21 protein-coding genes are annotated in these 25,330 nt (G+C 61.9%); 13 read left to right on the top strand and 8 right to left on the bottom strand.

All coding sequences use genetic code 11. The features are described 5' to 3' along the window. Positions 1-30: 30 nt before the first annotated feature. The 6 genes from ACM6JM_RS00195 to ACM6JM_RS00170 all read right to left on the bottom strand — a co-directional run bounded on the left by ACM6JM_RS00195 (position 31) and on the right by ACM6JM_RS00170 (position 7,302). Positions 31-912, bottom strand: coding sequence for a symmetrical bis(5'-nucleosyl)-tetraphosphatase (locus tag ACM6JM_RS00195; protein WP_074692226.1), 882 nt, complete (start codon positions 910-912; stop codon positions 31-33). Then, positions 912-1,292, bottom strand: a complete 381-nt coding sequence (apaG, locus tag ACM6JM_RS00190; RefSeq protein WP_039768081.1) for a Co2+/Mg2+ efflux protein ApaG — start codon at positions 1,290-1,292, stop codon at positions 912-914. Before apaG ends, ACM6JM_RS00195 begins: the two co-directional genes overlap by 1 nt. A 113-nt stretch (positions 1,293-1,405) precedes the next feature. Next, on the bottom strand, positions 1,406-2,224 hold the full coding sequence (gene rsmA / locus ACM6JM_RS00185) for a 16S rRNA (adenine(1518)-N(6)/adenine(1519)-N(6))-dimethyltransferase RsmA (RefSeq protein ID WP_039768082.1): 819 nt from the start codon (positions 2,222-2,224) through the stop codon (positions 1,406-1,408). Next, positions 2,221-3,210 carry a 4-hydroxythreonine-4-phosphate dehydrogenase PdxA gene (gene pdxA / locus ACM6JM_RS00180; protein ID WP_414881111.1) on the bottom strand — a complete coding sequence of 330 codons (990 nt, stop codon included), beginning with the start codon at positions 3,208-3,210 and terminating at the stop codon, positions 2,221-2,223. The genes rsmA and pdxA overlap by 4 nt, the downstream gene beginning before the upstream one ends. Beyond that, positions 3,207-4,523 carry a peptidylprolyl isomerase SurA gene (surA, locus tag ACM6JM_RS00175; protein WP_039768084.1) on the bottom strand — a complete coding sequence of 439 codons (1,317 nt, stop codon included), beginning with the start codon at positions 4,521-4,523 and terminating at the stop codon, positions 3,207-3,209. The genes pdxA and surA overlap by 4 nt, the downstream gene beginning before the upstream one ends. After that, positions 4,504-7,302, bottom strand: a complete 2,799-nt coding sequence (locus ACM6JM_RS00170) for an LPS-assembly protein LptD (protein ID WP_414881110.1) — start codon at positions 7,300-7,302, stop codon at positions 4,504-4,506. Before ACM6JM_RS00170 ends, surA begins: the two co-directional genes overlap by 20 nt. A gap of 130 nt (positions 7,303-7,432) precedes the next feature. Here ACM6JM_RS00170 and ACM6JM_RS00165 point away from each other — a divergent pair, with 130 nt between their 5' ends. From ACM6JM_RS00165 to ACM6JM_RS00155, 3 genes are read left to right on the top strand one after another with little or no spacing between them, the layout of a single operon-like run. Further along, on the top strand, positions 7,433-8,452 hold the full coding sequence (locus ACM6JM_RS00165) for an aminoglycoside phosphotransferase family protein (RefSeq protein WP_103385419.1): 1,020 nt from the start codon (positions 7,433-7,435) through the stop codon (positions 8,450-8,452). Continuing rightward, a complete protein-coding gene (gene murU / locus ACM6JM_RS00160) occupies positions 8,449-9,120 on the top strand; it encodes an N-acetylmuramate alpha-1-phosphate uridylyltransferase MurU (RefSeq protein WP_039768087.1) in 672 nt (223 codons plus the stop codon). Before ACM6JM_RS00165 ends, murU begins: the two co-directional genes overlap by 4 nt. Before the next feature lies 1 nt (position 9,121). Then, positions 9,122-9,889, top strand: coding sequence for a TerB family tellurite resistance protein (locus ACM6JM_RS00155; RefSeq protein ID WP_039768088.1), 768 nt, complete (start codon positions 9,122-9,124; stop codon positions 9,887-9,889). 49 nt (positions 9,890-9,938) lie between these two features. Here ACM6JM_RS00155 and ACM6JM_RS00150 read toward each other — a convergent pair whose 3' ends face one another. After that, on the bottom strand, positions 9,939-10,928 hold the full coding sequence (locus ACM6JM_RS00150; protein WP_414881109.1) for an alpha/beta hydrolase family protein: 990 nt from the start codon (positions 10,926-10,928) through the stop codon (positions 9,939-9,941). 73 nt (positions 10,929-11,001) lie between these two features. Here ACM6JM_RS00150 and ACM6JM_RS00145 point away from each other — a divergent pair, with 73 nt between their 5' ends. The 10 genes from ACM6JM_RS00145 to trpE all read left to right on the top strand — a co-directional run bounded on the left by ACM6JM_RS00145 (position 11,002) and on the right by trpE (position 23,260). After that, on the top strand, positions 11,002-13,401 hold the full coding sequence (locus ACM6JM_RS00145; RefSeq protein ID WP_414881108.1) for a PAS domain S-box protein: 2,400 nt from the start codon (positions 11,002-11,004) through the stop codon (positions 13,399-13,401). Beyond that, positions 13,402-14,031: a response regulator transcription factor gene (locus ACM6JM_RS00140; RefSeq protein WP_007959929.1), complete on the top strand. Its 630-nt coding sequence runs from the start codon at positions 13,402-13,404 to the stop codon at positions 14,029-14,031. Between the two features lie 218 nt (positions 14,032-14,249). Next, positions 14,250-15,374: an ABC transporter ATP-binding protein gene (locus ACM6JM_RS00135; protein ID WP_085667439.1), complete on the top strand. Its 1,125-nt coding sequence runs from the start codon at positions 14,250-14,252 to the stop codon at positions 15,372-15,374. 48 nt (positions 15,375-15,422) lie between these two features. Then, on the top strand, positions 15,423-16,466 hold the full coding sequence (locus ACM6JM_RS00130) for an ABC transporter substrate-binding protein (RefSeq protein ID WP_007959933.1): 1,044 nt from the start codon (positions 15,423-15,425) through the stop codon (positions 16,464-16,466). Positions 16,467-16,678: 212 nt separating this feature from the next. After that, a complete protein-coding gene (locus ACM6JM_RS00125; RefSeq protein WP_007959935.1) occupies positions 16,679-17,926 on the top strand; it encodes an ABC transporter permease in 1,248 nt (415 codons plus the stop codon). Positions 17,927-17,938: 12 nt separating this feature from the next. Then, positions 17,939-18,763, top strand: a complete 825-nt coding sequence (locus tag ACM6JM_RS00120; protein ID WP_039768093.1) for an ABC transporter permease — start codon at positions 17,939-17,941, stop codon at positions 18,761-18,763. A gap of 194 nt (positions 18,764-18,957) precedes the next feature. Then, positions 18,958-20,106: an iron-containing alcohol dehydrogenase gene (locus ACM6JM_RS00115; protein WP_039768094.1), complete on the top strand. Its 1,149-nt coding sequence runs from the start codon at positions 18,958-18,960 to the stop codon at positions 20,104-20,106. A gap of 114 nt (positions 20,107-20,220) precedes the next feature. Next, the gene (gene rpe / locus ACM6JM_RS00110; RefSeq protein ID WP_414881107.1) at positions 20,221-20,895 is read left to right on the top strand and encodes a ribulose-phosphate 3-epimerase; all 675 of its coding nucleotides are present in this window, start codon (positions 20,221-20,223) and stop codon (positions 20,893-20,895) included. Continuing rightward, positions 20,892-21,710 carry a phosphoglycolate phosphatase gene (locus ACM6JM_RS00105; protein ID WP_007956306.1) on the top strand — a complete coding sequence of 273 codons (819 nt, stop codon included), beginning with the start codon at positions 20,892-20,894 and terminating at the stop codon, positions 21,708-21,710. Before rpe ends, ACM6JM_RS00105 begins: the two co-directional genes overlap by 4 nt. A 71-nt stretch (positions 21,711-21,781) precedes the next feature. Next, complete coding sequence (gene trpE, locus ACM6JM_RS00100; protein ID WP_285412358.1) at positions 21,782-23,260, top strand: anthranilate synthase component I; 1,479 nt, start codon at positions 21,782-21,784, stop codon at positions 23,258-23,260. Positions 23,261-23,329: 69 nt separating this feature from the next. On the opposite strand, the gene estP is transcribed toward trpE, so the two are convergent. After that, complete coding sequence (estP, locus tag ACM6JM_RS00095) at positions 23,330-25,240, bottom strand: esterase EstP (RefSeq protein ID WP_414881106.1); 1,911 nt, start codon at positions 25,238-25,240, stop codon at positions 23,330-23,332. Positions 25,241-25,330 lie beyond the last annotated feature (90 nt).

Below are 25,330 nucleotides of genomic sequence, written 5' to 3'. Positions count from 1 at the left end.
GGGTTCCTGTTGCTCGGCTGAAAGCGCAGTCTAACGCGGGACGCTGACTGGCGAAGTTTCGGGGATAAGTGGTGCGACGGTTGGGGCAAGGCCACCATGCTCATCGCATTTGCATGACAGGCGTTCGCCGCTGTCGACGTTCATCAGGGTCAGACTGCCGCCCCAGACACAACCGGTGTCCAGTGCGCAGATGCCTGGCTCATGGACATTGCCTTCCAGCGCCGCCCAGTGACCGAAGATGATCCGCAGACCTTTGGTCTTCCGATCCTTGTGCTGGAACCAGGGCTTATATCCCGGTGGCGCGGTGTCGAGGCCTTCCTTGCTCTTGAGGTCAAGCTTGCCTTCGGCGGTGCAGAAGCGCATGCGCGTGAAATAGTTGGTGATGACTCGCAGGCGGGTGACGCCTTTGAGATCGTTGTCCCACTTCGCCGGTTCGTTGCCGTACATGCCGTCGAGGTAGGCGGGAAACAGATTGTCGTCGCGCAGGGCGGTTTCGACCTCGGCGGCGCACTTCAGAGCGCGCCGCAGCGACCATTGCGGCGGGATGCCGGCGTGGGCCATGGCGACATCACGCACTTCGTCGTAGTGCATCAGCTTTTGCTGACGCAACCACTCCATCAGCACCGGGCCGTCGGGGGCTTCGATAATCTCGCGCAGGGTGTCGGACTTTTTCAGGCGCTCGATCTTTTTAGCGGCCGCCAGCAGGTGCAGGTCGTGATTGCCCAGCACGCAAACCAGCGATTCGCGCATGCCATATAGAAAACGCAGGGTTTCCAGCGATTGCGGGCCACGGTTGACCAGGTCGCCGACCAGCCACAGCCGATCGATCGACGGATCGAACGCAACCTGCTTGAGCAGGCATTTCAGCGGTTCGAGGCAGCCTTGCAAGTCCCCCACGGCATACGTCGCCATCAGTGAAGGGCTCCGGGGACGGCGAGGCGGAAGGGCTTGATGATTGCGTCGAAATGTTTGCCGTCGCTGGCAACCATTTCGTAAGTGCCTTGCATGGTGCCGACCTTGGTGGTCATGACCGTGCCGCTGCTGTACGTGTGGCTTTTGCCTGAATCGATCAGTGGTTGCTGGCCGACGACACCGGCGCCGCGGACTTCTTCGACATGGCCGTCGCCGTCAGTGATCACCCAGTGACGCGACATCAGGCGTGCGGGCTGCTCGCCATTATTCTGCACGGTGATGGTGTAGGCGAAGGCGAAGCGGTCGTGCTCGGGTTGCGATTGGTCTGCCAGATAGTGGGTAACGACGCTGACATCGACCTGATAACGAGGATCGGACATGCAAAAGGGCCTTAAATGAAGCGGAACGCGAGGCGTAGCTGATGGGGAATCAGTCTAGGCAAGTATCGGGCAGTAAACCAGAGTGGCGTCCTGCCCGATAGCGTTCACGGCTGTCAGTCGGCGGCGGGGGTTGCCGGGATCTGTACCGCGAGCTGGTCGGCCAGACGTACGAATGCCGCCAGATCCAGTTGCTCGGGACGCAAACTGCCATCAACGCCGGCGGCTTCGATTTCAGCGTTGCTGAGCAGTTGTTTGAGGGTGTTGCGCAGGGTTTTGCGGCGCTGGTTGAAAGCTTCGCGAACCACGCGTTCGAGCAGGCGATGATCCTTGGCCGGGTGCGGCAGAACCGCGTGCGGCACCAGGCGAACGATGGCCGAGTCGACTTTCGGTGGCGGATTGAACGCGCCCGGGCCGACGTTGAACAGATGCTCTACGCGGCAATGGTACTGAACCATGATCGACAACCGACCCCAGTCACCACCACCCGGACCTGCGGCCAGACGTTCGACCACTTCCTTCTGCAGCATGAAGTGCATGTCGCGGATGATGCCGGCGTTGTTCAGCAGGTGAAAAATCAGCGGCGTGGAGATGTTGTACGGCAGGTTGCCGACCACGCGCAGGCTGTTCGGCGCAGCATTCAGGCTGTTGAAGTCGAACTTCAGCGCATCGCCCTGATGCAGGTTGAAATTGCTCTTGCCGGCGAACTGCTGGTTGAGGATCGGGATCAGGTCCTTGTCCAGCTCCACTACGTCCAGCTGTGCGCCGGAGTTGAGGATGCCGGCAGTCAATGCGCCCTGGCCCGGGCCGATCTCCAACATGCGGTCGCCGGCCTTGGCACTGATGGAGCGCAGGATGCGGTCGATGACGCCGGCATCATGCAGGAAGTTTTGGCCAAAGCGTTTGCGCGCCTTGTGTTGGTATTGCTCGGTCATAAACGGGTCTCGGCCATCTGGTAGGCGGTTTCCAGGGCGACTTGCAGGCTGCCGGTGTCGATCTTGCCACTGCCGGCCAGATCCAGGGCCGTGCCGTGGTCGACCGACGTGCGGATGATCGGCAGGCCCAGGGTCACGTTGACCGCAGCGCCGAAGCCTTTGTACTTCAACACGGGCAGGCCCTGGTCGTGGTACATCGCCAGCACCGCGTCGCAGTGCTCCAGATATTTGGGGGTAAACAGAGTGTCGGCAGGCAGCGGGCCACGAAGGTCCATGCCCTCGCCGCGCAGGCGCTCCAATGTGGGTTCGATGATGTCGATTTCTTCATGGCCCAGGTGTCCGCCTTCACCGGCGTGCGGATTGAGCCCGCAGACCAGGATGCGCGGTTGGGCGATGCCGAATTTTTGTTGCAGGTCGGCGTGCAGAATCCGCGTGACCCGTTCCAGCCGCTCCGGCGTGATCGCATCGGCGATGGCGCGCAAGGGCAGGTGAGTGGTGACCAGCGCCACGCGCAAACCGCGGGTGGCGAGCATCATCACCACTTGGGCGGTGTGGGTCAGGTCGGCGAGAAATTCGGTGTGACCGGAAAACGCGATACCCGATTCGTTGATCACGCCCTTGTGAACCGGGGCGGTGATCATCCCGGCGAAATCACCGTTCAGGCAGCCATTGCCGGCGCGGGTCAGGGTTTCGAGGACGAATGCGGCGTTGGCCTTGTCCAGTTGCCCGGCGACCACCGGGGCGCTGAGTGGGGTGTCCCAGACATACAGGCTGTTGGCGGGCGCCGGAGCGTCCGGCCAGTGGTCAGGCGCAACGTCCAGCAAACTGACGGCCAACCCCAGCTGCGCGGCCCGCTCTTGGAGCAGGTCGCGGCTGGTGATGGCAATCAGGGGGTGTGGCTGGGCTTGCGAGGCGAGCAGCAGGCACAGGTCGGGACCGATGCCGGCCGGTTCGCCGGGTGTCAGCGCGAAACGCTTGGGTTTCACTGCGCTGCCTGGTCTGCACCAGGGAGTTTGATCTCTACGTACGCTTCGTCACGGATCTGACGCAGCCAGGTTTGCAGCTCTTCGTCGTATTTGCGGTTACGCAGTACGGTCATCGCTTGCTGCTCACGGGCCTGTTCGGTGCTGTCGGTGGCGCGACGGCCAAGGACTTCCAGAACGTGCCAGCCGTACTGGGTCTGGAACGGCTTGGACAGCTGACCCTGCTGGGACTTGGCCATCACGGCGCGGAATTCCGGTACCAGTGCGTTCGGGTCGATCCAGTTCAGGTCGCCGCCGTTGAGGGCAGAACCCGGGTCTTCCGAGTACTTCTTGGCCAGTTCGGCAAAATCTTCACCGGCTTCGATGCGGTTATAGAGCGACTGAGCCAGTTCCTTGGTCTTGGCTTCGTCGCGAACCGGACTTGGCTTGACCAGAATATGGCGCACATGCACTTCGTCGCGCATCTGGCTTTCGCCACCACGTTTTTCCAGCAGCTTCAGGATGATGAAACCACCTGGGGTGCGTGCCGGTTGAGTGATGTCGCCGATTGCCATGCGGCTCAACTCACGGTCGAACGGCGGTGGCAGTTGAGCGGCTTTACGCCAGCCCATATCGCCGCCTTCCAGAGCGTTGTCACTGGCGGAGTTGGCCACGGCCATCTGGCCGAAGTCAGCGCCTTGCTTGAGCTGCTGGTAAACGTCCATCGCCTTGCGTGCAGCACTCTGAATCGCTTCGGAGTTGGCGCTTTCCGGGGTCGGGATCAGGATGTTGGCCAGGTGCAGCTCTTCTGACAGTTGCATCTTGCCCAGGTCGGAGGCGAGGAAGTTCTTCACTTCCTGTTCCGAGACCTGAATGCGCTCGGCCACGCGGCGCTGACGCACACGGCTGATGATCATTTCACGACGGATCTGCTCGCGAGCGTCGTTGTAAGACAGACCATCGCGAGACAGGGCGATGCGGAACTGCTCCGGGGTCATGTTGTTGCGCTGGGCAATGGTGCCAACCGCCTGGTTCAGTTCTTCATCGGTGATGCGGATGCCGGAACGTTCGCCGATCTGCAGTTGCAGATTTTCAACGATCAGGCGCTCGAGCACCTGTTGATCCAGCACGCCCGGAGGCGGCAGACCGCCGCCACGCTTGGCGATGGTTTGCTGAACTTCGTGGACGCGTTGATCCAGCTGGCTCTGCATGACCACGTCGTTGTCGACGATGGCCACAACCTTATCGATGGACTGCACCGCGGCGTTGGCCGCGGTACCCAGGAACAGCGCGCCCAGCATCAGCGGGCGCAGACAATCAGAAAGCTTGGTCTTCACGTTGACGATAACCTTGGATGCCTTTGTCGAGGAAGCTCTCTACCTTGGCGCCAGTGAGGCCGCCGAGTCCCTTCAGAACAATTTGGAGGAAGACGCCGTGGTCGCCTTTTTCGTTTTCCGGGGCGTTCTGACTGAATTCGTCATAGCTGACCCAGTAACGGTTGATCAGGCGCAGTTTCCAGCAGCAGTTGTCATATTCGAAACCACCGAAGGCTTCCAGCGTGCGATTGCGGTTGTAGTCGTACTGCCAGCGGCTGATCGCGCTCCACTGCGGAACGATCGGCCAGATGACCGAGAAGTCATGCTGCTGGATCTTGTAGTAGTCCTTCACGTAGCCAGGCTGGCCTGGGGTGCCGTAGTCACCACCACCCACCGACCATTTACCGGTGTTCTGGTCGTAACGGACCTGGTCGTTGCGATAGCGATAGCCGACGTTGACCACCTTGTTCGGGTTGTCTTCAGGCTGGTAGTGGAACATCGCGCTACCCGAACGCGGGCTGCGGCTGTCCGGATCCCAGTTGTAGTCGGCCGTGGTGCGCCAGTCGCGGTTCCAGCGGTATTCGTATTCCAGCGCGTAAGGCGAAACATTGGCCTTGGCGTCGTCGCGGTCGTTGAACGCGATGCCTGGCAGTTGGACTTCGCGATCCTTGAAGTACAGAGCCTGGCCGACGCTGATGCGTTGACGCTCGAACCCGTCGTCTTCGATCCAGCGGCTGGTCACGCCCAGCGACAGCTTGTTCTCGTCGCCAACACGGTCGGAACCGGAGAAACGGTTGTCACGGAACAGCGACGCATAGTTGAAGGTGTATTCGCTGGTGTCGAATACCGGAATGTCTTCCTGATCCACCTTCGGCACATAGAGATAGAACATGCGCGGCTCAAGCGTCTGGCGGTAGTTCTTGCCAAAGAAGGACGTGTTGCGGTCAAAGTACAGACCACCGTCAACGCTGGCGATCGGCACGCCGCGACTCTGGTTGCTGTCGAAGGTGCCGTTGAGTTTGTTCTGCTCTGCTGTCTGGGCGGCAATTTGCGATTTGCCGGTGCCGTCCAGATCCAGTTGATACTGGGTGTACTGATATTTGAGCGACGGAGTCAGGTAGCCATAGGTCGTGCTCATCGGCAGGCTGACACCTGGTTTCAGGTTCAGACGGTCACCATTGGCGCGAGCGAGCCCGAATACGTTGTTATCGAGGCGTGGCTCGACAGTGCCGTCTTCGTTGGTAAAGTTGCCGTTTTTCAGATCACGGTCAAAACGAACGATCTCGGTCTCGTAGTCGAAATTCAGGCCTTCCGGATGATAGGGCAGCTGACCATTGAAGGTGATCTGCGGCAGTCGGTCATACGGTGTGATGTTCGATACGGTTGCCAGCTGGTACGCCTGGGCATTCAAACGGGCGGTGTAGCTGTCGCCACGATAGGTGACCGAGCCCTGCTGATTCACGTAGTCGGCACTTTTCACGCCGATCTGGTCGGTCTGCAGATCCTGGAAGTAGTACGGATCGCTGATCTTGGTGTAATCCACCTGGGTGAACACACGGGAGTCGAGACCGCCCTTGTGTTGCCAGTTGTACATGTAGCGGGTCTTGTCGTAGTCGGTCTGGCCCTTGCGCTCGTCGTCCTCGTCGTTGAGGTACGCCGCACCGAACTGACCTTCGCTGGACTTGGTGAGGTAGCGGAATTCGCCTTCCATCAACAGACCGCGTTTGGCCATGTAGCGTGGATACAACGTGGCATCGTAGTTCGGCGCCAGGTTGAAGTAGTACGGGGTCACCAGCATGAAGCCGGTGTCGCTGCCGGTGCCGATGGTCGGCGGCAGGAAGCCCGACTGACGACGATCGTCGATCGGGAAGTAGATGTACGGCGTGTACAGGACAGGAATGTCCTTGACCCGCAGTGTCACGTTGGTCGCGGTACCGAAACCGGTGGCAGGGTTCAGGGTGATGTTGTTGCCCTTGAGCTGCCAGGCGTTGCTGTTCGGTTCGCACGTGGTGTACGTGCCGTCCTTCAGACGAATGATCGCGTTTTCGGCACGCTTGGCGTACAGCGCGTTACCGCGGATGCGCGATTTGTGCATCACGTATTCCGCGTTGTCGACCTTGGCTTCACCAGTGTCGAGCTGCACATCGGCGTGGTCGCCGACGATCAGCGCGCCGTTGTCGCGAATGCGCACGTTGCCCGCCAGTTCGCCACGGCTTTCGGCCTGATACAGGTTGGCCTCGTCGGCTTCGACCTGCATGCTGCCCTGACGCATGACCACGTCACCGGCCAGGCTCGCGACCTGCGAATCCTGCTGATAACGCGATGCCTTGGCGCCGATGAAGGTCGGGGCGTCACTTTTATTCGTCTTGTCATTCATGCCAGGACGAATCGGTTCGATATAGGAACCAGAGCAGTAAGGACCGGTCTCGGCCAGTTGGGCGGCGGTGAGCTTCTCGCGCGGAACCCAGTCGAGGTGACTGTAGTCTTCGCTACGGGATTTCAGGCCGCGGCCCTTGGACTCGGTAACCAGTACCGGCTTGGGCCCGGACTCCGCGGTGGAGCCGTTCTGGGCCGGAGCTTCGCCAGCGGCGCTGACGGCACTGCCGTCATGCACGGGACGCGGCGGCAAGGCAGCGGCCGGCGTCTTCGGCGAGCAGGCCCAGCCACCCGTTGCCGAGACGGCGCAGTCATACTGCTCGGCGGCAACAACGAATGAACTGGCCAGAGGTTGCATAGCCAGCAGACTGCCGGTTACCAACAACGGAAATTTTTTACGAAACGCGGGGGATTTCAATGCCATCTTATTAGTCCGGGCTTCCTGCGTGCCATCTGCCCGCGGTGTGGGCCGCACGCCTCTCGATGGTCTGAAAAAGATGCTGGATAATAAAGCATGACCCGCTTGACGGCTAGCGCCGTCGGAGACCCTTGCAATGCCTGATCAAGATGTACGCTTGCAACACCTGAAAGTTTGGCTCGATGAACAGTTGGCAACCCTTTTTGCAGATCAGGGCTGGGGAGCCGTACCCCCGGCCACGTTGACCGCGGCCAGCAGCGACGCGAGTTTCCGCCGGTATTTCCGTTGGGAAGGCGCGGGTCGCAGCTTCGTCGTGATGGACGCGCCGCCGCCTCAGGAAAACTGCAAACCGTTCGTGGATATCGCCTTTTTGCTGGCGAAATCCGGTATCAACGTGCCGAAAATTTATGCCGAAGACCTCGAACGTGGCTTTCTTTTGCTCAATGACCTGGGCAACCAGACCTATCTGGACGTGATCGACAGCGAAAATGCCGACGCGTTGTTCAGCGATGCCCTGCAAGCGCTGCTGGCTTTTCAGCAGCTGCCGATGGTGGCGCCGCTGCCGAGCTATGACGTCGCGTTGTTGCGCCGCGAGCTGGAACTGTTTCCCGAGTGGTACGTGAAACGCGAGTTGGGCGTCGAGTTCGATGCCACCCAACAGCAGCAGTGGCAAAAGGTCAGCGAGCTGCTGATCGACAGCGCCCTCGCCCAGCCGAAAGTGCTGGTGCACCGCGACTACATGCCGCGCAACCTGATGCTCAGCGAGCCTAATCCCGGCGTGCTGGATTTCCAGGACGCCGTGTACGGCCCGGTGACCTACGACGTGACCTGCCTGTTCAAGGACGCATTCCTCAGCTGGCCTGAAGAACGTGTGCGCGGCTGGCTGGAAAGCTACTGGCAGCAGGCGTCGGCGCTGAACATTCCGGTGCAGCCGGACTTCGAAGAGTTCCTGCGCGCCAGCGACCTGATGGGCGTGCAGCGTCATCTGAAAGTCATCGGCATCTTCGCCCGCATCTGCCATCGCGACGGCAAGCCGCGTTACCTCGGTGATGTGCCGCGTTTCTTCTCTTATATAGAAGCGGTCATCGCCCGCCGTCCCGAGTTGGCGGATCTGCAGGCACTGCTCGCCAGCCTGCGTGGTGGAGTGACGGCATGAAGGCAATGATTCTGGCGGCCGGCAAAGGCGAGCGCATGCGCCCGCTGACCCTGACCACCCCGAAGCCGCTGGTGCGTGCCGGCGGCGTGCCGCTGATTGAATATCACCTGCGTGCCCTGGCCGCAGCCGGTTTCAATGAGATCGTGATCAACCATGCCTGGCTCGGCCGGCAGATCGAAGATCATCTGGGCGATGGTTCGCAGTTCGGCGTGTCGATCCAGTACTCGCCGGAGGGCGAGCCACTGGAAACCGGCGGCGGCATTTTCCGCGCCTTGCCGCTGTTGGGCGACGACGCGTTTCTGGTGGTCAACGGTGATATCTGGACCGATTACGACTTCAGCGTGCTGCATCAGCCGATCACCGGGCTGGCGCATCTGGTGCTGGCGGACAACCCGGCCCATCACCCGACAGGCGACTTCACCCTGACCGACGGCCAGGTGCGTGATGGCCAGGCCGAGGCGGCAACCCTGACCTACAGCGGCATCGCCGTATTGCACCCGCAGTTGTTTGACGGCTGCAGCGGCGGTGCCTTCAAACTGGCGCCGCTGCTGCGTAAAGCCATGGCGGACGGGCAGGTGACCGGCGAGCGACTGAAAGGTCGCTGGGTCGATGTCGGCACGCACGAGCGTCTGGCCGAAGCCGAAGCCTTGATAGAAGCGAGTCGCTGATATGTTGTGGCCAGGGACTCTGATTGGAGCCGGAGCGGGTTTTGCTATCGCCAGCATTCCGGGGGCCATGCTTGGGGCTTTGTTGGGGCAGGCGCTGGATCGGCGCCTGCATTTGCAGAGCTGGGGGCATTTGCGGGAAAAACTCGGCGGTCGGCCGATGCTGCGCAACGACGAACTGTTATTCGTGTTGCTCGGGCGTCTGGCCAAGAGCGACGGGCGGGTCACGGACGGTCACATCCAGCAGGCGCGGCATGAGATGCGCGCGCTGGAAATGAGCGAGCCGGCGCAGCGCCGGGCGATTGCCGCGTTCAATCGCGGCAAGTCCGGCAACGACAATCTGCGCGGTTATCTGCGTCGATTGAGCACTCAACCCCATGCCGCTGAAGGTGTATTGCGCGCCTGCTGGCGAATGGTCTTCGCCGATGGTCGGGCCGGCGTCAGCGAGCGGGAATTGCTGGCGCAGTGGGGCAAGTGGCTGGGCTGGACGACCCACCAGATCCAGGCGCTGGCGGCGGACTACGAGCCACACAAGCGTCCGATCGTCAGCGCGGCGGTGAGCTATCAGGAGGCGATGCGCCTGCTCGGCGTCTCAGCCACCAGCGAACCGGCGCAGATCAAGCGTGCCTATCGGCGTCTGCTCAGCCGGCATCACCCGGACAAGGTGGCCGGGACAGGTGCCACGCCGGCGCAGGTGCGTGAGGCCACCGAGAGGACCCGCGAATTGCACAATGCCTACACGTTGATTCGCGAACGGCGGGATTTTCGCTAGGCATAAAAAAATCGCAGCGTTGGGCTGCGATTTTTTTGTCTGCGCTTTGTCAGTCGGGGCTCTGCGGATTCAACCAGCCACGCACCCGGCGGAACAATTGCTCCTGTTCAGCCTTGTTGTCCGGCAGGGCCTTGAGTGCGACCTGACTGAACGCGGACGTCTTCAACCGTTTGCTGGCCTGCATGCGCTCCAGTGCCGCGTTGCGGTCCAGCGCTTTATCCATGTAGAAAATGTCCGCGGTCGGCAGCTTCAGGGTCGGCGTCAGTTCCACCAGTTCCGGTTTGGCCTTGGCCGGGGTCTGCGCGGCCACCAGCATCAGCTTCTCGACCTGCGAGCTTTGTCTCTCGCTCATGTAGCGCGCGGCCCAGTAAGCACCGGTGCCATGGCCGAGGACGACGATGCTGCGCGCGCTCTGTTGTTCGGCGTAGGTCAGCGCGGCGTCGATGCGGGCGAAAATTCGCTCGGCGTCGGCCTTGGACTGTTCCTCGGTGGATTCAGCAACGACCTTGTCGGCCACATCGGCTTCGCCACCGGCGGCTTGTTCGATCGGCTCGGCGGTGGTCGAATCCTTGCTGCCCGGGTCGGCGGTTTTCGCTGCGGCGGGTGCTTCGACCACGCGCGGCGCGATGGCATCGCTTTGCAGATCGGGCAGGGTGATACTCAGGCTGCTCCACTCGACGTCCGGCAACTTGCGGCGCAACGGGCCGATCGCCTGGGGCCAGTCGGCGGTTTCGCCGGCGCCGGGAATGAGGATCACTGCGCCTTTGGGTTCGGCGGTGTTGGCCGGTTTCCACAGGGCGAGGAAGGTGTCGCTGCCCGCTTGCAGTTGCTGTTGTTCCTGGGCCGGAACCTTGCGTTCGAGTGCCGCGGCTTCTTCCTGACTACGCTCAAGCAGTGGCTGGCGTTCGACCGGTTTTTCTTCGGCGGCTTTTTCTGCGGCGGAGGCGGGCGTCGGATCCGCGGCTTCGACGGAAAACGCACAAGGCAGGATCAGCGACAGGCACAATGCTGGCATTGCCAGGCGATAGACAGGGGGCATCGGTTATTCCAGGCCAGAAGTTATCCCGGCAGCCTAATGGGTTGGTCAGAATTTGTCAGTGTATGAGACTTCAATGATGCGTTTTTGCTGCCTGTGGGTTATCGGCTGTCTGGCGTTTCCCTTGATGGGCTGGGCGGCGCCTGCGCCACCGAGCCACCTCGCGCGGTTGTCGGCGAGCGAACAACAGTGGCTCGCAGAGCACAATGAATTGCGCGTGGGCCTGGTGCTGCAGGCGCCGTACGCACAATACGACCGGCGCTTGCAGCGGCTGTCGGGGGCCAACGTCGAAGTGATGAAAGCGTTGGCGAGGGCGCTGAATGTCGAGCTGAGCTGGCGCAACTTTCAGGATCTGGCCCAACTCGAGGCCGCTGCCCGGGACGGCGAAATCGACATCGCACCGGGCCTGACCCAAACCCCGGGCGGCCTGCGTCTTTGGCAGTTTTCCGACCCGTACATGCGCGTGCCGCAACTGGTGGTCAGCGACCAGAAAAGCAGCGCGACCGTGGAGCTGGAAAAACTCGACAGCCAGACCCGCGTCGCCGTGCGCATGCCCGGCGTCACCGCCGATTACCTGCGCAGCAACTATCCCCACCTGAATCTGCAAGGCGTGCCGATGGAGCGTCAGGCGCTGCAACTGTTGCTGAGTCAGCAGGCTTCCTACGCGGTGGTCGATGAGGCGCAGCTCGGTCGGCTGTCGGTGGAACCGGAGTTTGCCGGGCTGGTGGTGGTCGGCGACATCGGTCTGCCGCAACTGCTGCGCATCGGCACCCGTCGTGACTGGCCGGAGCTGGCAGGGATCGTCGAAAGTGCCTTGCGCGCAATCCCGGCCAAGGACCTGGAGCGCCTGCATGCGCAGTGGTTGCAACCCAAATATCCGCGGCTCTCCGAGTCGCCGGGCTTCTGGCAGAACCTGAGCCTGTTGTTCGCGGTGCTGCTGCTCAGTTGCGTGGCCATCGTCTTCTGGCAACGCCGCCAGCAACGCGGTCTTGAACAGCGCCTGCTCGACGCCCGTGAAGACATCGCCCTGCGCGCCGCCAGCGAAGAGGCCCTGCGCCTGACCCAGTTTTCCATCGACCAGAGCACCGTCGGCATTCTCTGGGTCAACTGGGATAGTCATGTGCGCTACGCCAATCGCGCGGCAGAAAACATGCTCGGTTATCCACAGGGCGCCATCATCGACCGCCCGTTGATCGACTTCGAACCGGGCCTGCACATGGATCGCTGGCTCAACCTGTGGAAACGCGCCCGAGCCAGCGAAGAAGGGCCGCTGAGCTTTGAAACCAATTGTGTGCGGGCCGATGGCAGTGTGCTGCCGGCGGACGTGTCGCTGAGCTTCCTGCGTTTTCGCGATGGCGAGTATCTGGTGGTCTATCTCACCGATGTCACCGAGCGTCGTCGTGCCCTGGCTGCGTTGCAGGAAAGCGAGGCGCGGCTGCAAGGCATCGCGGCTAACGTGCCGGGGCTGGTATTCCGCCTTGAGCGCGCACCGGTGACCGGGCAGATCGACTTTGCCTACATCAGCGAGGGCAGCGAAAGTCTGGTCGGCTACGCGCCGGCCGCCATCGCCCATCGCGACATGGGCCTGCGCAGTCTGGTGCATCCGGATGACCGGGCCGCTTATCACCAGACTCAGGACCAGGCGCTGGACACCGACAGCGACTGGTCGTGGCAGGGCCGGATTCTCACGCGCCAGGGCGAGCAGCGCTGGGCTGAGATCAAGGCCATCACCCGTCAACTGGAGGGCGGTGCCTATGTCTGGGACGGCATTGTCTGGGACATCACCGAAAGTAAACGCATCGAACTGGAGCTGGCGGCCTCCCGCGAACAACTGCGCGAACTGTCGGCGCACCTGGAAAGCGTGCGGGAAGAGGAAAAGGCGCGCATCGCCCGGGAGGTTCACGATGAACTGGGGCAGATGCTGACGGTGCTGAAACTGGAAACGTCGATGTGCGAACTGGCCTACGCGCAACTTGATCCGGGTCTGAACGAGCGCTTGAACAGCATGAAGCGCCTGATTGCCCAGTTGTTCCAGCTGGTGCGGGATGTGGCGACGGCGCTGCGCCCGCCGATCCTCGATGCCGGGATCGCCTCGGCCATCGAGTGGCAGGCGCGGCGCTTCGAGGCGCGCACGCAGATTCCGTGTCTGGTGCAGGTGCCGGACAACCTTGCGCCCCTCAGTGACGCCAAGGCCATCGGCCTGTTCCGCATTCTTCAGGAGGCGCTGACCAACGTCATGCGCCATGCCCAGGCGCATACTGTGGAACTGACGCTGACGCAGGAAGGCAACGAATTGTGTCTGACGGTCAGCGATGATGGCGTAGGATTCGTCGCCGCTGCCGGCAGGCCGACATCCTTTGGACTGGTGGGCATGCGCGAGCGGGTGTTGATCATGGGCGGGCAGCTGTCACTCGACAGCGAGCCGGGCGAGGGCACCACGCTGAGCGTGCGGGTGCCACTGGATGAGGAGAAGTAAGTGATCCGTGTACTGGTAGCCGAAGACCACACCATCGTTCGCGAAGGCATCAAGCAATTGATCGGCCTGGCCAAGGATCTGCAGGTGGTGGGGGAGGCGAGCAACGGCGAGCAATTGCTGGAAACCCTGCGCAATGTGCCCTGCGAAGTGGTGTTGCTGGACATCTCGATGCCCGGCGTCAACGGGCTCGAAGCGATTCCACGAATCCGCGCGCTGAACCATCCGCCGGCGATTCTGGTGCTGTCGATGCACGACGAAGCACAGATGGCCGCCCGGGCGCTGAAGGTCGGCGCCGCCGGTTATGCCACCAAGGACAGCGATCCGGCACTGCTGCTGACGGCAATTCGCAAGGTCGCGGCGGGCGGGCGCTACATCGACCCGGAGCTGGCCGACCGCATGGTCTTCGAAGTCGGCCTGACCGATGCGCGACCACTGCACTCGTTGCTGTCGGAGCGCGAATTCTCGGTGTTCGAACGCCTGGCGCAAGGCGCTAACGTCAACGACATCGCCCAGCAACTGGCCCTGAGCAGCAAGACCATCAGCACCCACAAGGCGCGGCTGATGCAGAAACTCAACATCACTTCGCTCGCCGAGCTGGTGAAGTACGCGATGGAACACAAGCTGCTCTGAGCGGCATATCCAATAGCGACAGGCGCTTTTGCCGGTTCTGACGGCTTGAGCCCCGACCCATGCGTCGGGTTTGCCAAAACGCGCCATCCTTGTAGGGCAATCCCTACCCCCGGCCTTCCATCCGGCTGAGGCGATTCTCTCCTGCGCCCCGATTTGCGTGACTGCAAGCAGCCACTAGGCTTAATCCCACAGCAGTCATCAATAACAAAGGTGTGGGTATGAGCCAGGTCGAATCAAACGCAGGGGCCAGCGATGTGCTGGTCAGCTTTCGTGGAGTGCAGAAGAGCTACGACGGCGAGAACCTGATCGTCAAAGACCTCAACCTGGACATTCGCAAGGGCGAATTCCTCACCTTGCTCGGGCCGTCCGGCTCGGGCAAGACCACCAGCCTGATGATGCTCGCCGGTTTCGAAACGCCGACCGCCGGTGAGATCCTCCTCGCCGGGCGGGCGATCAACAACGTGCCGCCGCACAAACGCGACATCGGTATGGTGTTCCAGAACTACGCGCTGTTCCCGCACATGACCGTCGCTGAAAACCTGGCGTTTCCGCTGACCGTGCGCGGCCTGAACAAGAGCGACGTCAGCGACAAGGTCAAGAAAGTCCTGAGCATGGTGCAGCTTGATGCGTTCGCATCGCGTTACCCGGCGCAACTGTCCGGCGGCCAGCAACAGCGTGTGGCGCTGGCCCGTGCGCTGGTGTTCGAGCCGCAACTGGTGTTGATGGACGAACCCCTCGGCGCCCTCGACAAACAGCTGCGTGAACACATGCAGATGGAAATCAAACACCTGCACCAGCGCCTCGGCGTGACCGTGGTCTACGTGACCCACGACCAGGGCGAAGCCCTGACCATGTCCGACCGCGTGGCCGTGTTTCATCAGGGCGAGATCCAGCAGATCGCCCCGCCGCGCACCCTCTACGAAGAACCGAAAAACACCTTCGTCGCCAACTTCATCGGCGAGAACAACCGCCTCAACGGTCGCCTGCTCAGCCAGAGCGGCGAGCGCTGCGTGGTCGAGCTGGGGCGCGGGGAAAAGGTCGAGGCGCTGGCGGTCAACATCGGCCAGACCGGCGAGCCGGTCACCCTGTCGATCCGTCCGGAGCGCGTCAGCCTCAACGGTTCGAGTGACCAGTGCGTCAACCGCTTCTCCGGGCGGGTGGCCGAATTCATCTATCTGGGCGACCACGTCCGGGTGCGCCTGGAAGTCTGCGGCAAGACCGACTTCTTCGTGAAACAACCGATTGCCGAGCTCGATCCAGCGCTCGCGGTCGGCGACGTGGTTCCGCTTGGCTGGCAGGTCGAGCACGTTCGCGCGCTCGATCCACTTCTAGAGGCGCACTGAAACGCCCCGCAATACCAACACCAACCCTGCACGTGGAGAGAACAATAAATGTTGAGATCCCTGAAGTTCACAGCCCTGACCCTGGGCCTGATGGGTGCGGCAAGCGCAATGGCCGCCGGCCCGGATCTGACCGTGGTGTCGTTTGGCGGGGCGAACAAGGCGGCGCAAGTCAAAGCCTTCTACGCACCGTGGGAAGCGGCGGGCAACGGCAAGATCGTCGCTGGCGAGTACAACGGCGAGATGGCCAAGGTCAAAGCCATGGTCGACACCAAGAGCGTGTCCTGGGATCTGGTAGAGGTTGAATCGCCGGAGCTGTCCCGTGGCTGCGACGAAGACATGTTCGAGCAACTCGATCCTGCGCTGTTCGGCAAATCCGAAGACTACGTCAAAGGCGCGATCCAGCCTTGCGGCGTGGGTTTCTTCGTGTGGTCGACCGTATTGGCCTACAACGCCGACAAGCTGAAAACCGCACCGACCAGTTGGGCGGATTTCTGGGACACCAAAAAATTCCCGGGCAAACGTGGCCTGCGCAAAGGCGCCAAGTACACCCTCGAATTCGCACTGATGGCCGACGGCGTAGCGCCGAAAGACGTGTACAAGGAACTGGCCAGCAAGGGCGGTCAGGATCGCGCGTTCAAGAAACTGGATGAGTTGAAACCGAACATCCAGTGGTGGGAAGCCGGCGCCCAGCCGCCGCAATACCTCGCTTCCGGTGACGTGGTCATGAGCTCGGCCTACAACGGTCGTATCGCTGCGGTGCAGAAAGAATCCAATCTGAAAGTGGTGTGGAACGGCGGTATCTACGACTTCGATGCGTGGGCCATCCCGAAAGGTCTGGACGCCAAGCGTGCCGAAGCGGCGAAGAAATTCATCGCGTTTTCGGTGCAGCCACAACAGCAGAAGACCTACTCGGAAAACATCGCCTACGGCCCGGCCAACTCCCAGGCTGTGCCGTTGCTGGACAAGGCAATCCTGAAAGACATGCCGACCACCCCGGAAAACATCGCCAACCAGGTGCAGATCGACGTCAGCTTCTGGGCTGACAACGGCGAGCAACTGGAGCAGCGCTTCAACTCCTGGGCTGCGAAGTAACCACGTCACACGGGCCGACGGCTACCGGATGATCATTCCCACGTCGAGGCGTCGAACCGTCCGCGTGGGAATGTCGCCCGGGACGCTCCGCGTCCCTGTGACGCAGAGCGTCACTGAATGCGTTCCCACGCAGAGCGTGGGAACGATCAGTACCCAAAGTTCGAGGCGGTATTCGCCGCTTTTGTAACGATCAAAGATTTGCGGAGTACGTCATGGCCATCGCCGTTCCCCTGAACGAGGGCAACAGCCCCACCTTGAAGCAGCGGCTCAAGCACGCCGAGCGGGTCAACCGCTGGAAGGCCCAGGCGCTGATCGCGCCGCTGGTGCTGTTTCTGTTGCTGGTGTTCCTGGTGCCGATCGTGGCGCTGCTCTATAAAAGTGTCGGCAACCCGGAAGTGGTTGGCGGCATGCCGCGCACCGTAACCGCGATTGCTGCGTGGGACGGCCGAGGCCTGCCCGCAGAACCGGTCTACAAAGCCGCCAGCGAAGACCTCGCCGAAGCGCGCAAAAACCAGACCCTGGGCGATCTGTCCAAGCGCCTGAACATGGAGTTGGCCGGCTATCGCAGCCTGCTGACCAAAACCGCCCGCTCGCTGCCATTCGCCAGCGAACCGGCCTCTTATAAAGAAGCGCTGGAGGGCCTCGACGAGCGTTGGGGCGATCCGGCCTACTGGCAAGCGGTTAAGCGCAACACCAGCAGCATCACCCCGTTCTATCTGTTGGCAGCGGTGGATCACCGCATCGACGACCTCGGCGAAATTGCCCCGGCCACCCCGGATCAGGCGATCTACCTCGACATCTTCGCCCGGACCTTCTGGATGGGCCTGATCATCACCGTTATCTGCCTGGTGCTGGCCTATCCGCTGGCCTACCTGTTGGCCAACCTGCCGTCGCGTCAAAGCAACCTGCTGATGATTCTGGTGTTGCTGCCGTTCTGGACCTCGATCCTGGTGCGAGTCGCCGCGTGGATCGTGTTGCTGCAATCCGGCGGATTGATCAACAGCGCGTTGATGGCGATGGGGATCATCGATAAACCGCTGGAGCTGGTGTTCAACCGCACCGGGGTCTACATCTCGATGGTGCACATCCTGCTGCCGTTCATGATCCTGCCGATCTACAGCGTGATGAAAGGCATCTCGCCGACCTACATGCGTGCCGCGATTTCCCTCGGCTGCCATCCGTTCGCCAGTTTCTGGCGGGTGTACTTCCCGCAGACCTACGCCGGCGTCGGCGCCGGTTGCCTGTTGGTGTTCATCCTCGCCATCGGCTACTACATCACCCCGGCGCTGCTGGGCAGCCCGAACGATCAGATGGTCAGCTACTTCGTCGCGTTCTACACCAACACCAGCATCAACTGGGGCATGGCCACTGCGCTCGGCGGGCTGTTACTGCTGGCGACCGTGGTGCTTTATCTGATCTACAGCTGGCTGGTGGGCGCTAGTCGCCTGCGCCTGAGCTAAGGGGAATTTGAAATGCTGAGTCCTTATATGTCGCCCGTCGAGCGGGTGTGGTTCTACAGCTTGCGGATCCTCTGCGGCTTGATCCTGTTGTTTCTGATCCTGCCGGTGCTGGTGATCGTGCCGCTGTCGTTCAACTCGGGCAGTTTTCTGGTGTACCCGCTGCAAGGCTTTTCGCTGCAGTGGTACCACGACTTCTTCGCCTCGGCGGAGTGGATGCGCTCGCTGAAGAACAGCATCATCGTCGCCCCGGCCGCGACCGTGCTGGCGATGGTGTTCGGCACGCTGGCGGCCATCGGCCTGACCCGTGGCGACTTTCCCGGCAAGCCGCTGGTGATGGCGCTGGTGATTTCGCCGATGGTGGTGCCGGTGGTGATCATCGGTGTGGCCAGTTACCTGTTCTTCGCGCCGCTGGGCCTGGGCAACAGTTTCTTCTCGCTGATCGTGGTGCACGCGGTGCTCGGTGTGCCGTTCGTGATCATCACGGTGTCGGCGACGTTGCAGGGTTTCAACCATAACCTGGTGCGGGCGGCGGCCAGCCTTGGTGCTTCGCCATTGACCACGTTCCGTCGGGTGACCTTGCCGCTGATTGCGCCGGGGGTGATTTCCGGGGCGCTGTTTGCCTTTGCGACCTCGTTTGATGAAGTGGTGGTGACGCTGTTTCTTGCAGGTCCCGAGCAGGCGACGTTGCCTCGGCAAATGTTCAGCGGGATTCGCGAGAACCTGAGTCCGACGATTGCTGCGGCTGCGACGTTGTTGATTGCCTTCTCGGTGATTCTGTTGCTGACGCTGGAATGGCTGCGTGGGCGGAGTGAGAAGCTGCGTACTGCTCAGGTCTGAGCCCAGCTCGATATTGTTCCCTCGCTCCGCGTTCCAGCTCCCGAATGGAACGCGGAGCGTCCCTGGCTGCATTCCCACGCGGAGCGTGGGAACGATCAGTGTGCGGGTTGCCATTCATGCGCTGAATGACAGACAACCCGATTTCCCCAGCTACGCTTGTGCTCAGCTCCCACATCTATAAGAGGCTGCGCACGATGAGTCTTTCCTCGTTCAAGATTGCTCACAAACTGATCACCGGCGCCGGGGCCATCGAGCAGCTGGCGGCCGAACTCACGCGGCTGGATATCGACAACCCGCTGATCGTCACCGACGCCGCATTGGTCAAGTCCGGCACGGTGGAGCTGGCGCTGGCGCAGATCGGTGAGCGCGAGTACGAAATCTTCGACCGGGTGCTGCCGGATCCGGAGATCGCCATCGTCGAGGATTGCATGCGTGTCTACCGAGAGGGCGGGCATGACGGGTTGATCGGCCTCGGTGGCGGCAGTGCCATCGACATCGCCAAGAGCGTTGCGGCGTACGCCGGTTATCACGGTGCACTGGAGGATCTGTTCGGCGTCGATCAGGTGCCGCGCAAAGGCCCACCGTTGATTGCGATCCCGACCACTGCCGGCACCGGTTCTGAAGTGACCAACGTCGCCATCCTTTCGGACAAGGTCGCGCAACTGAAGAAAGGCATCGTCAGCGACTACCTGTTGCCGGACGTGGCGTTGGTCAGTCCGCAAATGACGCTGACCTGTCCGCGCAGTGTCACCGCCGCCAGTGGCGTCGATGCGCTTGTGCATGCCATCGAGTCCTATCTGTCACTGAATGCCTCGCCGATCACCGATTCGCTGGCCATCGGCGCGATCAAGTTGATCGCCCGATCCTTGCCCAAGGCCTACGCCAATCCCTCCAACCTGCAAGCCCGAGAGGACATGGCCACCGCCAGCCTGATGGCCGGCATGGCGTTCGGCAATGCCGGGGTCGGCGCGGTGCATGCGCTGGCGTATCCACTGGGCGGGCGCTTCAACATTGCCCACGGCGTCAGCAATGCGCTGCTGCTGCCGTATGTCATGACCTGGAACAAGATGGCCTGCGTCGAACGGATGCAGGATATCGCCGAAGCCATGGGGGTGAAGACCGCTCATCTGAGTCTCAATGAGGCGGCGGACAGTGCCGTCACGGCGATGACCGAACTTTGCGCAGCGGTGGAAATCCCGCTGGGCCTGCGCAGTTTTGGCGTGCCCGAAGAGGCGATCCCGGCCATGGCCGTGGAGGCCGCGGGAATCGAGCGCCTGATGCGCAACAACCCGCGCAAGCTCAGCGCCGCCGACATCGAGAAGATCTACCGGGCGGCGTACTGAGAACCCGCCGGTCATCGGTCATGGCACAACCCAATCATCGCGGTCACGGTGCGCGCGCGGAAACTTGAGGTATACAATGCGCGCCATCGTGATTTAGCTCAGAAAAGGTGCGTCATGCAGCCCTTCGTTATTGCTCCGTCGATTCTCTCTGCCGACTTCGCCCGCCTGGGCGAGGAAGTGGATAACGTGCTGGCCGCCGGTGCCGACTTCGTCCACTTCGATGTCATGGACAACCACTACGTGCCGAACCTGACCATCGGCCCGATGGTCTGCGCCGCGTTGCGCAAGTACGGCGTGACCGCGCCGATCGATGCGCACCTGATGGTCAGCCCGGTGGATCGCATCGTCGGCGACTTCATCGAAGCCGGCGCCACTTACATCACCTTCCACTCGGAAGCCACGCTGCACGTCGATCGTTCGCTGCAACTGATCCGTGAAGGCGGCTGCAAATCCGGTCTGGTGTTCAACCCGGCAACCCCGCTGGACGTGCTCAAGTACGTGATCGACAAGGTCGACATGGTCTTGCTGATGAGCGTCAACCCGGGCTTCGGCGGGCAGAAATTCATCCCCGGCACCCTCGACAAGCTGCGCGAAGCGCGGGCGATCATCGATGCCTCGGGCCGTGACATCCGCCTGGAAATCGACGGCGGCGTCAACGTCAACAACATCCGCGAAATCGCTGCTGCCGGCGCCGACACCTTTGTCGCCGGCTCGGCGATCTTCAATGCGCCGAACTATCAGGAAGTCATCGACAAGATGCGTTCCGAACTGGCGCTGGCTCGCCCATGAGCGGTTTTGAGCAGCTGTTCCCGGGGCAACTGCCGCGGTTGGTGATGTTCGATCTGGATGGCACGCTGATCGATTCGGTACCCGACCTGGCGGCGGCTGTGGATAACATGCTGCTCTCCCTCGGGCGCAAGCCTGCCGGTATCGAGTCGGTACGCGAGTGGGTCGGCAACGGTGCGCCGGTGCTGGTGCGCCGCGCCTTGGCCGGCGGTATCGATCATTCCTCCGTGGATGACGTCGAAGCCGAGCATGCGCTGGAGGTTTTCATGGAAGCCTACGGCGCCAGCCATGAGCTGACCGTGGTCTATCCCGGCGTGCGCGACACCCTCAAATGGCTGCACAAGCAGGGCGTGGCCATGGCGCTGATCACCAACAAGCCGGAGCGCTTCGTCGCGCCGCTGCTGGATCAGATGAAGATCGGCCGCTACTTCAAGTGGATCATCGGCGGCGATACCCTGCCGCAGAAGAAGCCCGATCCGGCGGCGCTGTTCTTCGTCATGAAGATGTCCGGGATTCCGGCCTCGCAATCGCTGTTCGTCGGTGATTCGCGCAGCGACGTGCTGGCGGCGAAAGCGGCGGGGGTCAAATGCGTCGGGCTCAGTTATGGCTACAACCATGGCCGGCCGATTGCCGAGGAATCCCCGGCGCTGGTGATCGACGATCTGCGCAAGCTAATTCCCGGTTGCCTGGATACGGCCGCTGAGATAACGTTGCCCGACGCTTCTCAATCCCCTTCTGGAAACGCCATCGTGGTGGTCACCCGCAAACTCTGGATGAAAGTCATCAAGGCCCTGGCCCGCTGGCGTTGGCGCGCCTGACTTGTTCCTGGCCGGCCTGCCGGCGCGTTTGCACACCTGACTGATTTGCCCCTCACACCACGAGGCACCCTATGATCCGCGAAGAATTCCTGCGTCTGGCCGCTGACGGCTATAACCGCATTCCGCTGGCCTGCGAAACCCTGGCCGACTTCGACACCCCGCTGTCGATCTACCTGAAACTGGCCGACCAGCCCAACTCCTACCTGCTCGAATCGGTGCAGGGCGGTGAGAAATGGGGCCGTTACTCGATCATCGGCCTGCCGTGCCGCACCGTGCTGCGGGTTCACGATCATCACGTGAGTGTCACCGTCGATGGCGTCGAGACGGAAAGCCACGACGTTGACGATCCGCTGGCCTTCGTCGAAACCTTCAAGGCCCGCTACAACGTGCCGACCATTGCCGGTCTGCCGCGCTTCAACGGCGGTCTGGTGGGTTACTTCGGTTACGACTGTGTGCGCTATGTAGAGAAGCGCCTCGGCAAATGCCCGAACCCGGATCCGCTGGGCGTGCCGGACATTCTGCTGATGGTTTCCGACGCGGTGGTGGTGTTCGACAACCTCGCCGGCAAGATGCACGCGATCGTGCTGGCCGACCCGGCGCAGGCCGATGCCTACGAGCAGGGCCAGGCGCAATTGCAGGAGTTGCTGGAAAAACTGCGTCAGCCGATCACCCCGCGCCGTGGCCTGGATTTCAGCAAGCAGCAGGCGGCCGAGCCGGTGTTCCGCTCCAGTTTCACCCAGGACGACTACGAAAAAGCCGTCGACACCATCAAGGAATACATCCTCGCCGGTGACTGCATGCAGGTCGTGCCGTCCCAGCGCATGTCGATCGACTTCAAGGCGGCGCCGATCGATCTGTACCGCGCACTGCGTTGCTTCAACCCGACGCCGTACATGTACTTCTTCAACTTCGGCGATTTCCACGTCGTCGGCAGTTCGCCCGAAGTGCTGGTACGGGTCGAAGACAACCTGATCACCGTGCGCCCGATTGCCGGCACCCGTCCTCGCGGGGCGACCGAAGAGGCGGACGTGGCGCTGGAAGAAGACCTGCTGTCCGACGACAAGGAGATCGCCGAGCACCTGATGCTGATCGACCTCGGTCGTAACGACACCGGGCGCGTATCGGAAATCGGCTCGGTGAAGCTCACCGAGAAAATGGTCATCGAGCGTTATTCCAACGTGATGCACATCGTGTCCAACGTCACCGGTCAGTTGAAGGCCGGGTTGACGGCGATGGACGCACTGCGGGCGATCCTGCCGGCGGGCACCTTGTCCGGCGCGCCGAAGATCCGTGCGATGGAAATCATCGACGAGCTGGAGCCGGTCAAGCGTGGCGTGTATGGCGGCGCGGTCGGGTACTTCGCCTGGAATGGCAACATGGACACCGCGATTGCGATCCGTACCGCCGTGATCAAGAACGGCGAGCTGCACGTGCAGGCTGGTGGCGGCATCGTCGCCGACTCGGTGCCGGCGCTGGAATGGGAAGAAACCATCAACAAGCGTCGGGCGATGTTCCGCGCTGTTGCACTGGCCGAGCAAACCCCGGACTGAGTGATTGCTGATTCGGCCATAAAAAAACGCGGCGCCTGTGAGGGCGCCGCGTTTTTTATGGCCTGCGAATCAGAAGTCGAGTGCTACGCCGACGTTGATCCCTTGTTGGGTAAAGTCGTCATCCTTGCGGATGTCGTAGCTGGCGCGCAATGCCAGATCCTTGGTGAGGTTGTGGCTCACGCCCAGGTTCAGGCGGTTGAGGTTGGTCTGAGGTGTATAGCCGGCCAGGGTGTAGCGGTTGTTCGGCAGGCTGTTGAGGTTCATCGTCACATGCTGGGTGTCGTCGTTGTACTCGCGTTCGTGGGCCAGTTCGCCGAACACCTGGGTCTGCGAGGTGATCTGGTACTTGCCCTGAATCCCGAGGCCCAGGCGCCGGGAAATGCGTGACTGGTCATCGAACGTCAGTGCCGTGGAGTCGGCGCCGTTTTCCGAATAGCCATCGACTTCAACCTTGGCGAAGTCGGCGCTGACGAACGGCGACAGATGCCATGGGCTGCTCGCTTCTGGCGCAATGTCGTAGCCCACGCGTCCGCTGAAGGCCAGAACATAGCCGTCGGTATCGCCTTTCTCGCCGCGTTCGTTGACCCCCAGCTGGAATTTGCGTTTGAGGCTGTCGTAATCCAGATGCCCGGCGGTCACGGCGGCGTCACCCCACCAGCGGTTCTGCTGGTACTGGGCGAATGCGGTGCCCAGATAAGTGTTCAGCTTGTAGTCGGAGTCGTTGTCGCCGGCCTCGAGCTTCTGATTGTAGAAACCGGCCGCCACGCCCACACGCCAGGCGTCGTTGAGACGGTAGCTGCCGCCGATGTTCAGGTTGTAACCGTTGCCGTCGGCGCTGGCGCCGCTGCGCTGGCTGTCGAAGTCCTGATGCTGGCCGCCACCGGCGACAATCGCCCGCCATTGGCCAACGGCCTGCCAGTTTTCCCAATCTGCCAGCCACTGGTTGCGCAGTTCATCCTGATGCGAGCGCAGGGTGCCTTGGGCCATTTGCGGCAACAGGGTCGCTTCCCATGGTGCGGCCAGCAGCGAGTAGGCGTAATCGGCAATCAGGCGCTGCCCGGCTTCGGTCGGGTGGACGGCGTCGTTGTAGATCAGCTTGGACGGATCCGGGGTGGCGCTGTTGATCCCGTACCGCGCGTTCTCCGTGCAGCTGTTGCCGCTGAAGCAGGTGCCGACCAGATTCTGGTCAGTGGCCAGGCCGAACTGCGCCGGATTGGCAAATGCCTCTTTGAGCAGAACCGGGACGTTCAGCGGGATGACGTTGGCATTGACGCTCTGCAACTGGCTGACCAGTTCGGTGTTGAACTGGGCGCTGAGTTGCGAGGTGAAGGCTTGTAGCGGCGAGCCGTTGATGGCCGGAGTCAGGCCGATGTCCGGCAACAGCCAGACCATGATGTAACGGGCGCCGGCGCCTTGCAGTGTGCGTACGCTGTCGACCAGTCGATCGGCAGCGGCATTCGCCTGAGGAAGACTGGTGACGCGGCCCTGGAGGAAATCGTTGCCACCCCCGGTCAGGTAATACAGGGCATTCGGGTCGGCGCGGAAACCGTTCGACGGCAGATAACCGGCGCGGGTGCGTTCGCCGGTGGCGGACTGGCTGGTGATCGAGTCGAGAATCTGGTCGGTACGGTAGCCGCCGACAGCCCAGTTGTTACCGTCCGGCTGGCCTTGGCCGGCACGAACTGCTGAGGACGAGGAGGCGGTCTGGTCCGGGGTGAAGCCGAGACGGCCTCCGAGCAATTGGGTGGAATTGAGTGAGTAGAACTCACCGCTGCCGTCCTGATAGTTCGGGCCCGTGCGGTTGGTGTAGCGTTCGGTGGCGCCGGCCGGGCCGCCGCTGTCGGTGAAAGTCCCCGCATCGCTCAGGCTGTCGCCGAAGACCACGAAATTCGAATAAGGATTGGGTGCGGCGTTCGCCTGGGCGCAGGCCATCGCGAGCAGGCATCCGGCGAGCGGTACAAACAACGTCTGTTTGATCATGAGCAAGTCCGTTTATTTATTGTTGTAGTGAACGAAACGACAGTACCAAAAACTTCCGGCGATTTGCCATCGGTCGTCAACCCTCCCATT

This window comes from Pseudomonas sp. IT-P2 (assembly GCF_949767575.1).
Taxonomy (GTDB): Bacteria; Pseudomonadota; Gammaproteobacteria; order Pseudomonadales; family Pseudomonadaceae; genus Aquipseudomonas; species Aquipseudomonas pharyngis.
This window is presented reverse-complemented; position numbering and strand designations above follow the sequence as displayed.

Excerpts from the sequence above, each read along its gene's own strand:
- ACM6JM_RS00195 (WP_074692226.1), bottom strand. The coding sequence starts at position 912 with ATGGCGACGTATGCCGTGGGGGACTTGCAAGGCTGCCTCGAACCGCTG.
- apaG (WP_039768081.1), bottom strand. The coding sequence starts at position 1,292 with ATGTCCGATCCTCGTTATCAGGTCGATGTCAGCGTCGTTACCCACTAT.
- rsmA (WP_039768082.1), bottom strand. The coding sequence starts at position 2,224 with ATGACCGAGCAATACCAACACAAGGCGCGCAAACGCTTTGGCCAAAAC.
- ACM6JM_RS00170 (WP_414881110.1), bottom strand. The coding sequence starts at position 7,302 with ATGGCATTGAAATCCCCCGCGTTTCGTAAAAAATTTCCGTTGTTGGTA.
- ACM6JM_RS00165 (WP_103385419.1), top strand. The coding sequence starts at position 7,433 with ATGCCTGATCAAGATGTACGCTTGCAACACCTGAAAGTTTGGCTCGAT.
- murU (WP_039768087.1), top strand. The coding sequence starts at position 8,449 with ATGAAGGCAATGATTCTGGCGGCCGGCAAAGGCGAGCGCATGCGCCCG.
- ACM6JM_RS00155 (WP_039768088.1), top strand. The coding sequence starts at position 9,122 with ATGTTGTGGCCAGGGACTCTGATTGGAGCCGGAGCGGGTTTTGCTATC.
- ACM6JM_RS00150 (WP_414881109.1), bottom strand. The coding sequence starts at position 10,928 with ATGCCCCCTGTCTATCGCCTGGCAATGCCAGCATTGTGCCTGTCGCTG.
- ACM6JM_RS00145 (WP_414881108.1), top strand. The coding sequence starts at position 11,002 with ATGATGCGTTTTTGCTGCCTGTGGGTTATCGGCTGTCTGGCGTTTCCC.
- ACM6JM_RS00135 (WP_085667439.1), top strand. The coding sequence starts at position 14,250 with ATGAGCCAGGTCGAATCAAACGCAGGGGCCAGCGATGTGCTGGTCAGC.
- ACM6JM_RS00130 (WP_007959933.1), top strand. The coding sequence starts at position 15,423 with ATGTTGAGATCCCTGAAGTTCACAGCCCTGACCCTGGGCCTGATGGGT.
- ACM6JM_RS00125 (WP_007959935.1), top strand. The coding sequence starts at position 16,679 with ATGGCCATCGCCGTTCCCCTGAACGAGGGCAACAGCCCCACCTTGAAG.
- ACM6JM_RS00120 (WP_039768093.1), top strand. The coding sequence starts at position 17,939 with ATGCTGAGTCCTTATATGTCGCCCGTCGAGCGGGTGTGGTTCTACAGC.
- ACM6JM_RS00115 (WP_039768094.1), top strand. The coding sequence starts at position 18,958 with ATGAGTCTTTCCTCGTTCAAGATTGCTCACAAACTGATCACCGGCGCC.
- rpe (WP_414881107.1), top strand. The coding sequence starts at position 20,221 with ATGCAGCCCTTCGTTATTGCTCCGTCGATTCTCTCTGCCGACTTCGCC.
- ACM6JM_RS00105 (WP_007956306.1), top strand. The coding sequence starts at position 20,892 with ATGAGCGGTTTTGAGCAGCTGTTCCCGGGGCAACTGCCGCGGTTGGTG.
- trpE (WP_285412358.1), top strand. The coding sequence starts at position 21,782 with ATGATCCGCGAAGAATTCCTGCGTCTGGCCGCTGACGGCTATAACCGC.
- estP (WP_414881106.1), bottom strand. The coding sequence starts at position 25,240 with ATGATCAAACAGACGTTGTTTGTACCGCTCGCCGGATGCCTGCTCGCG.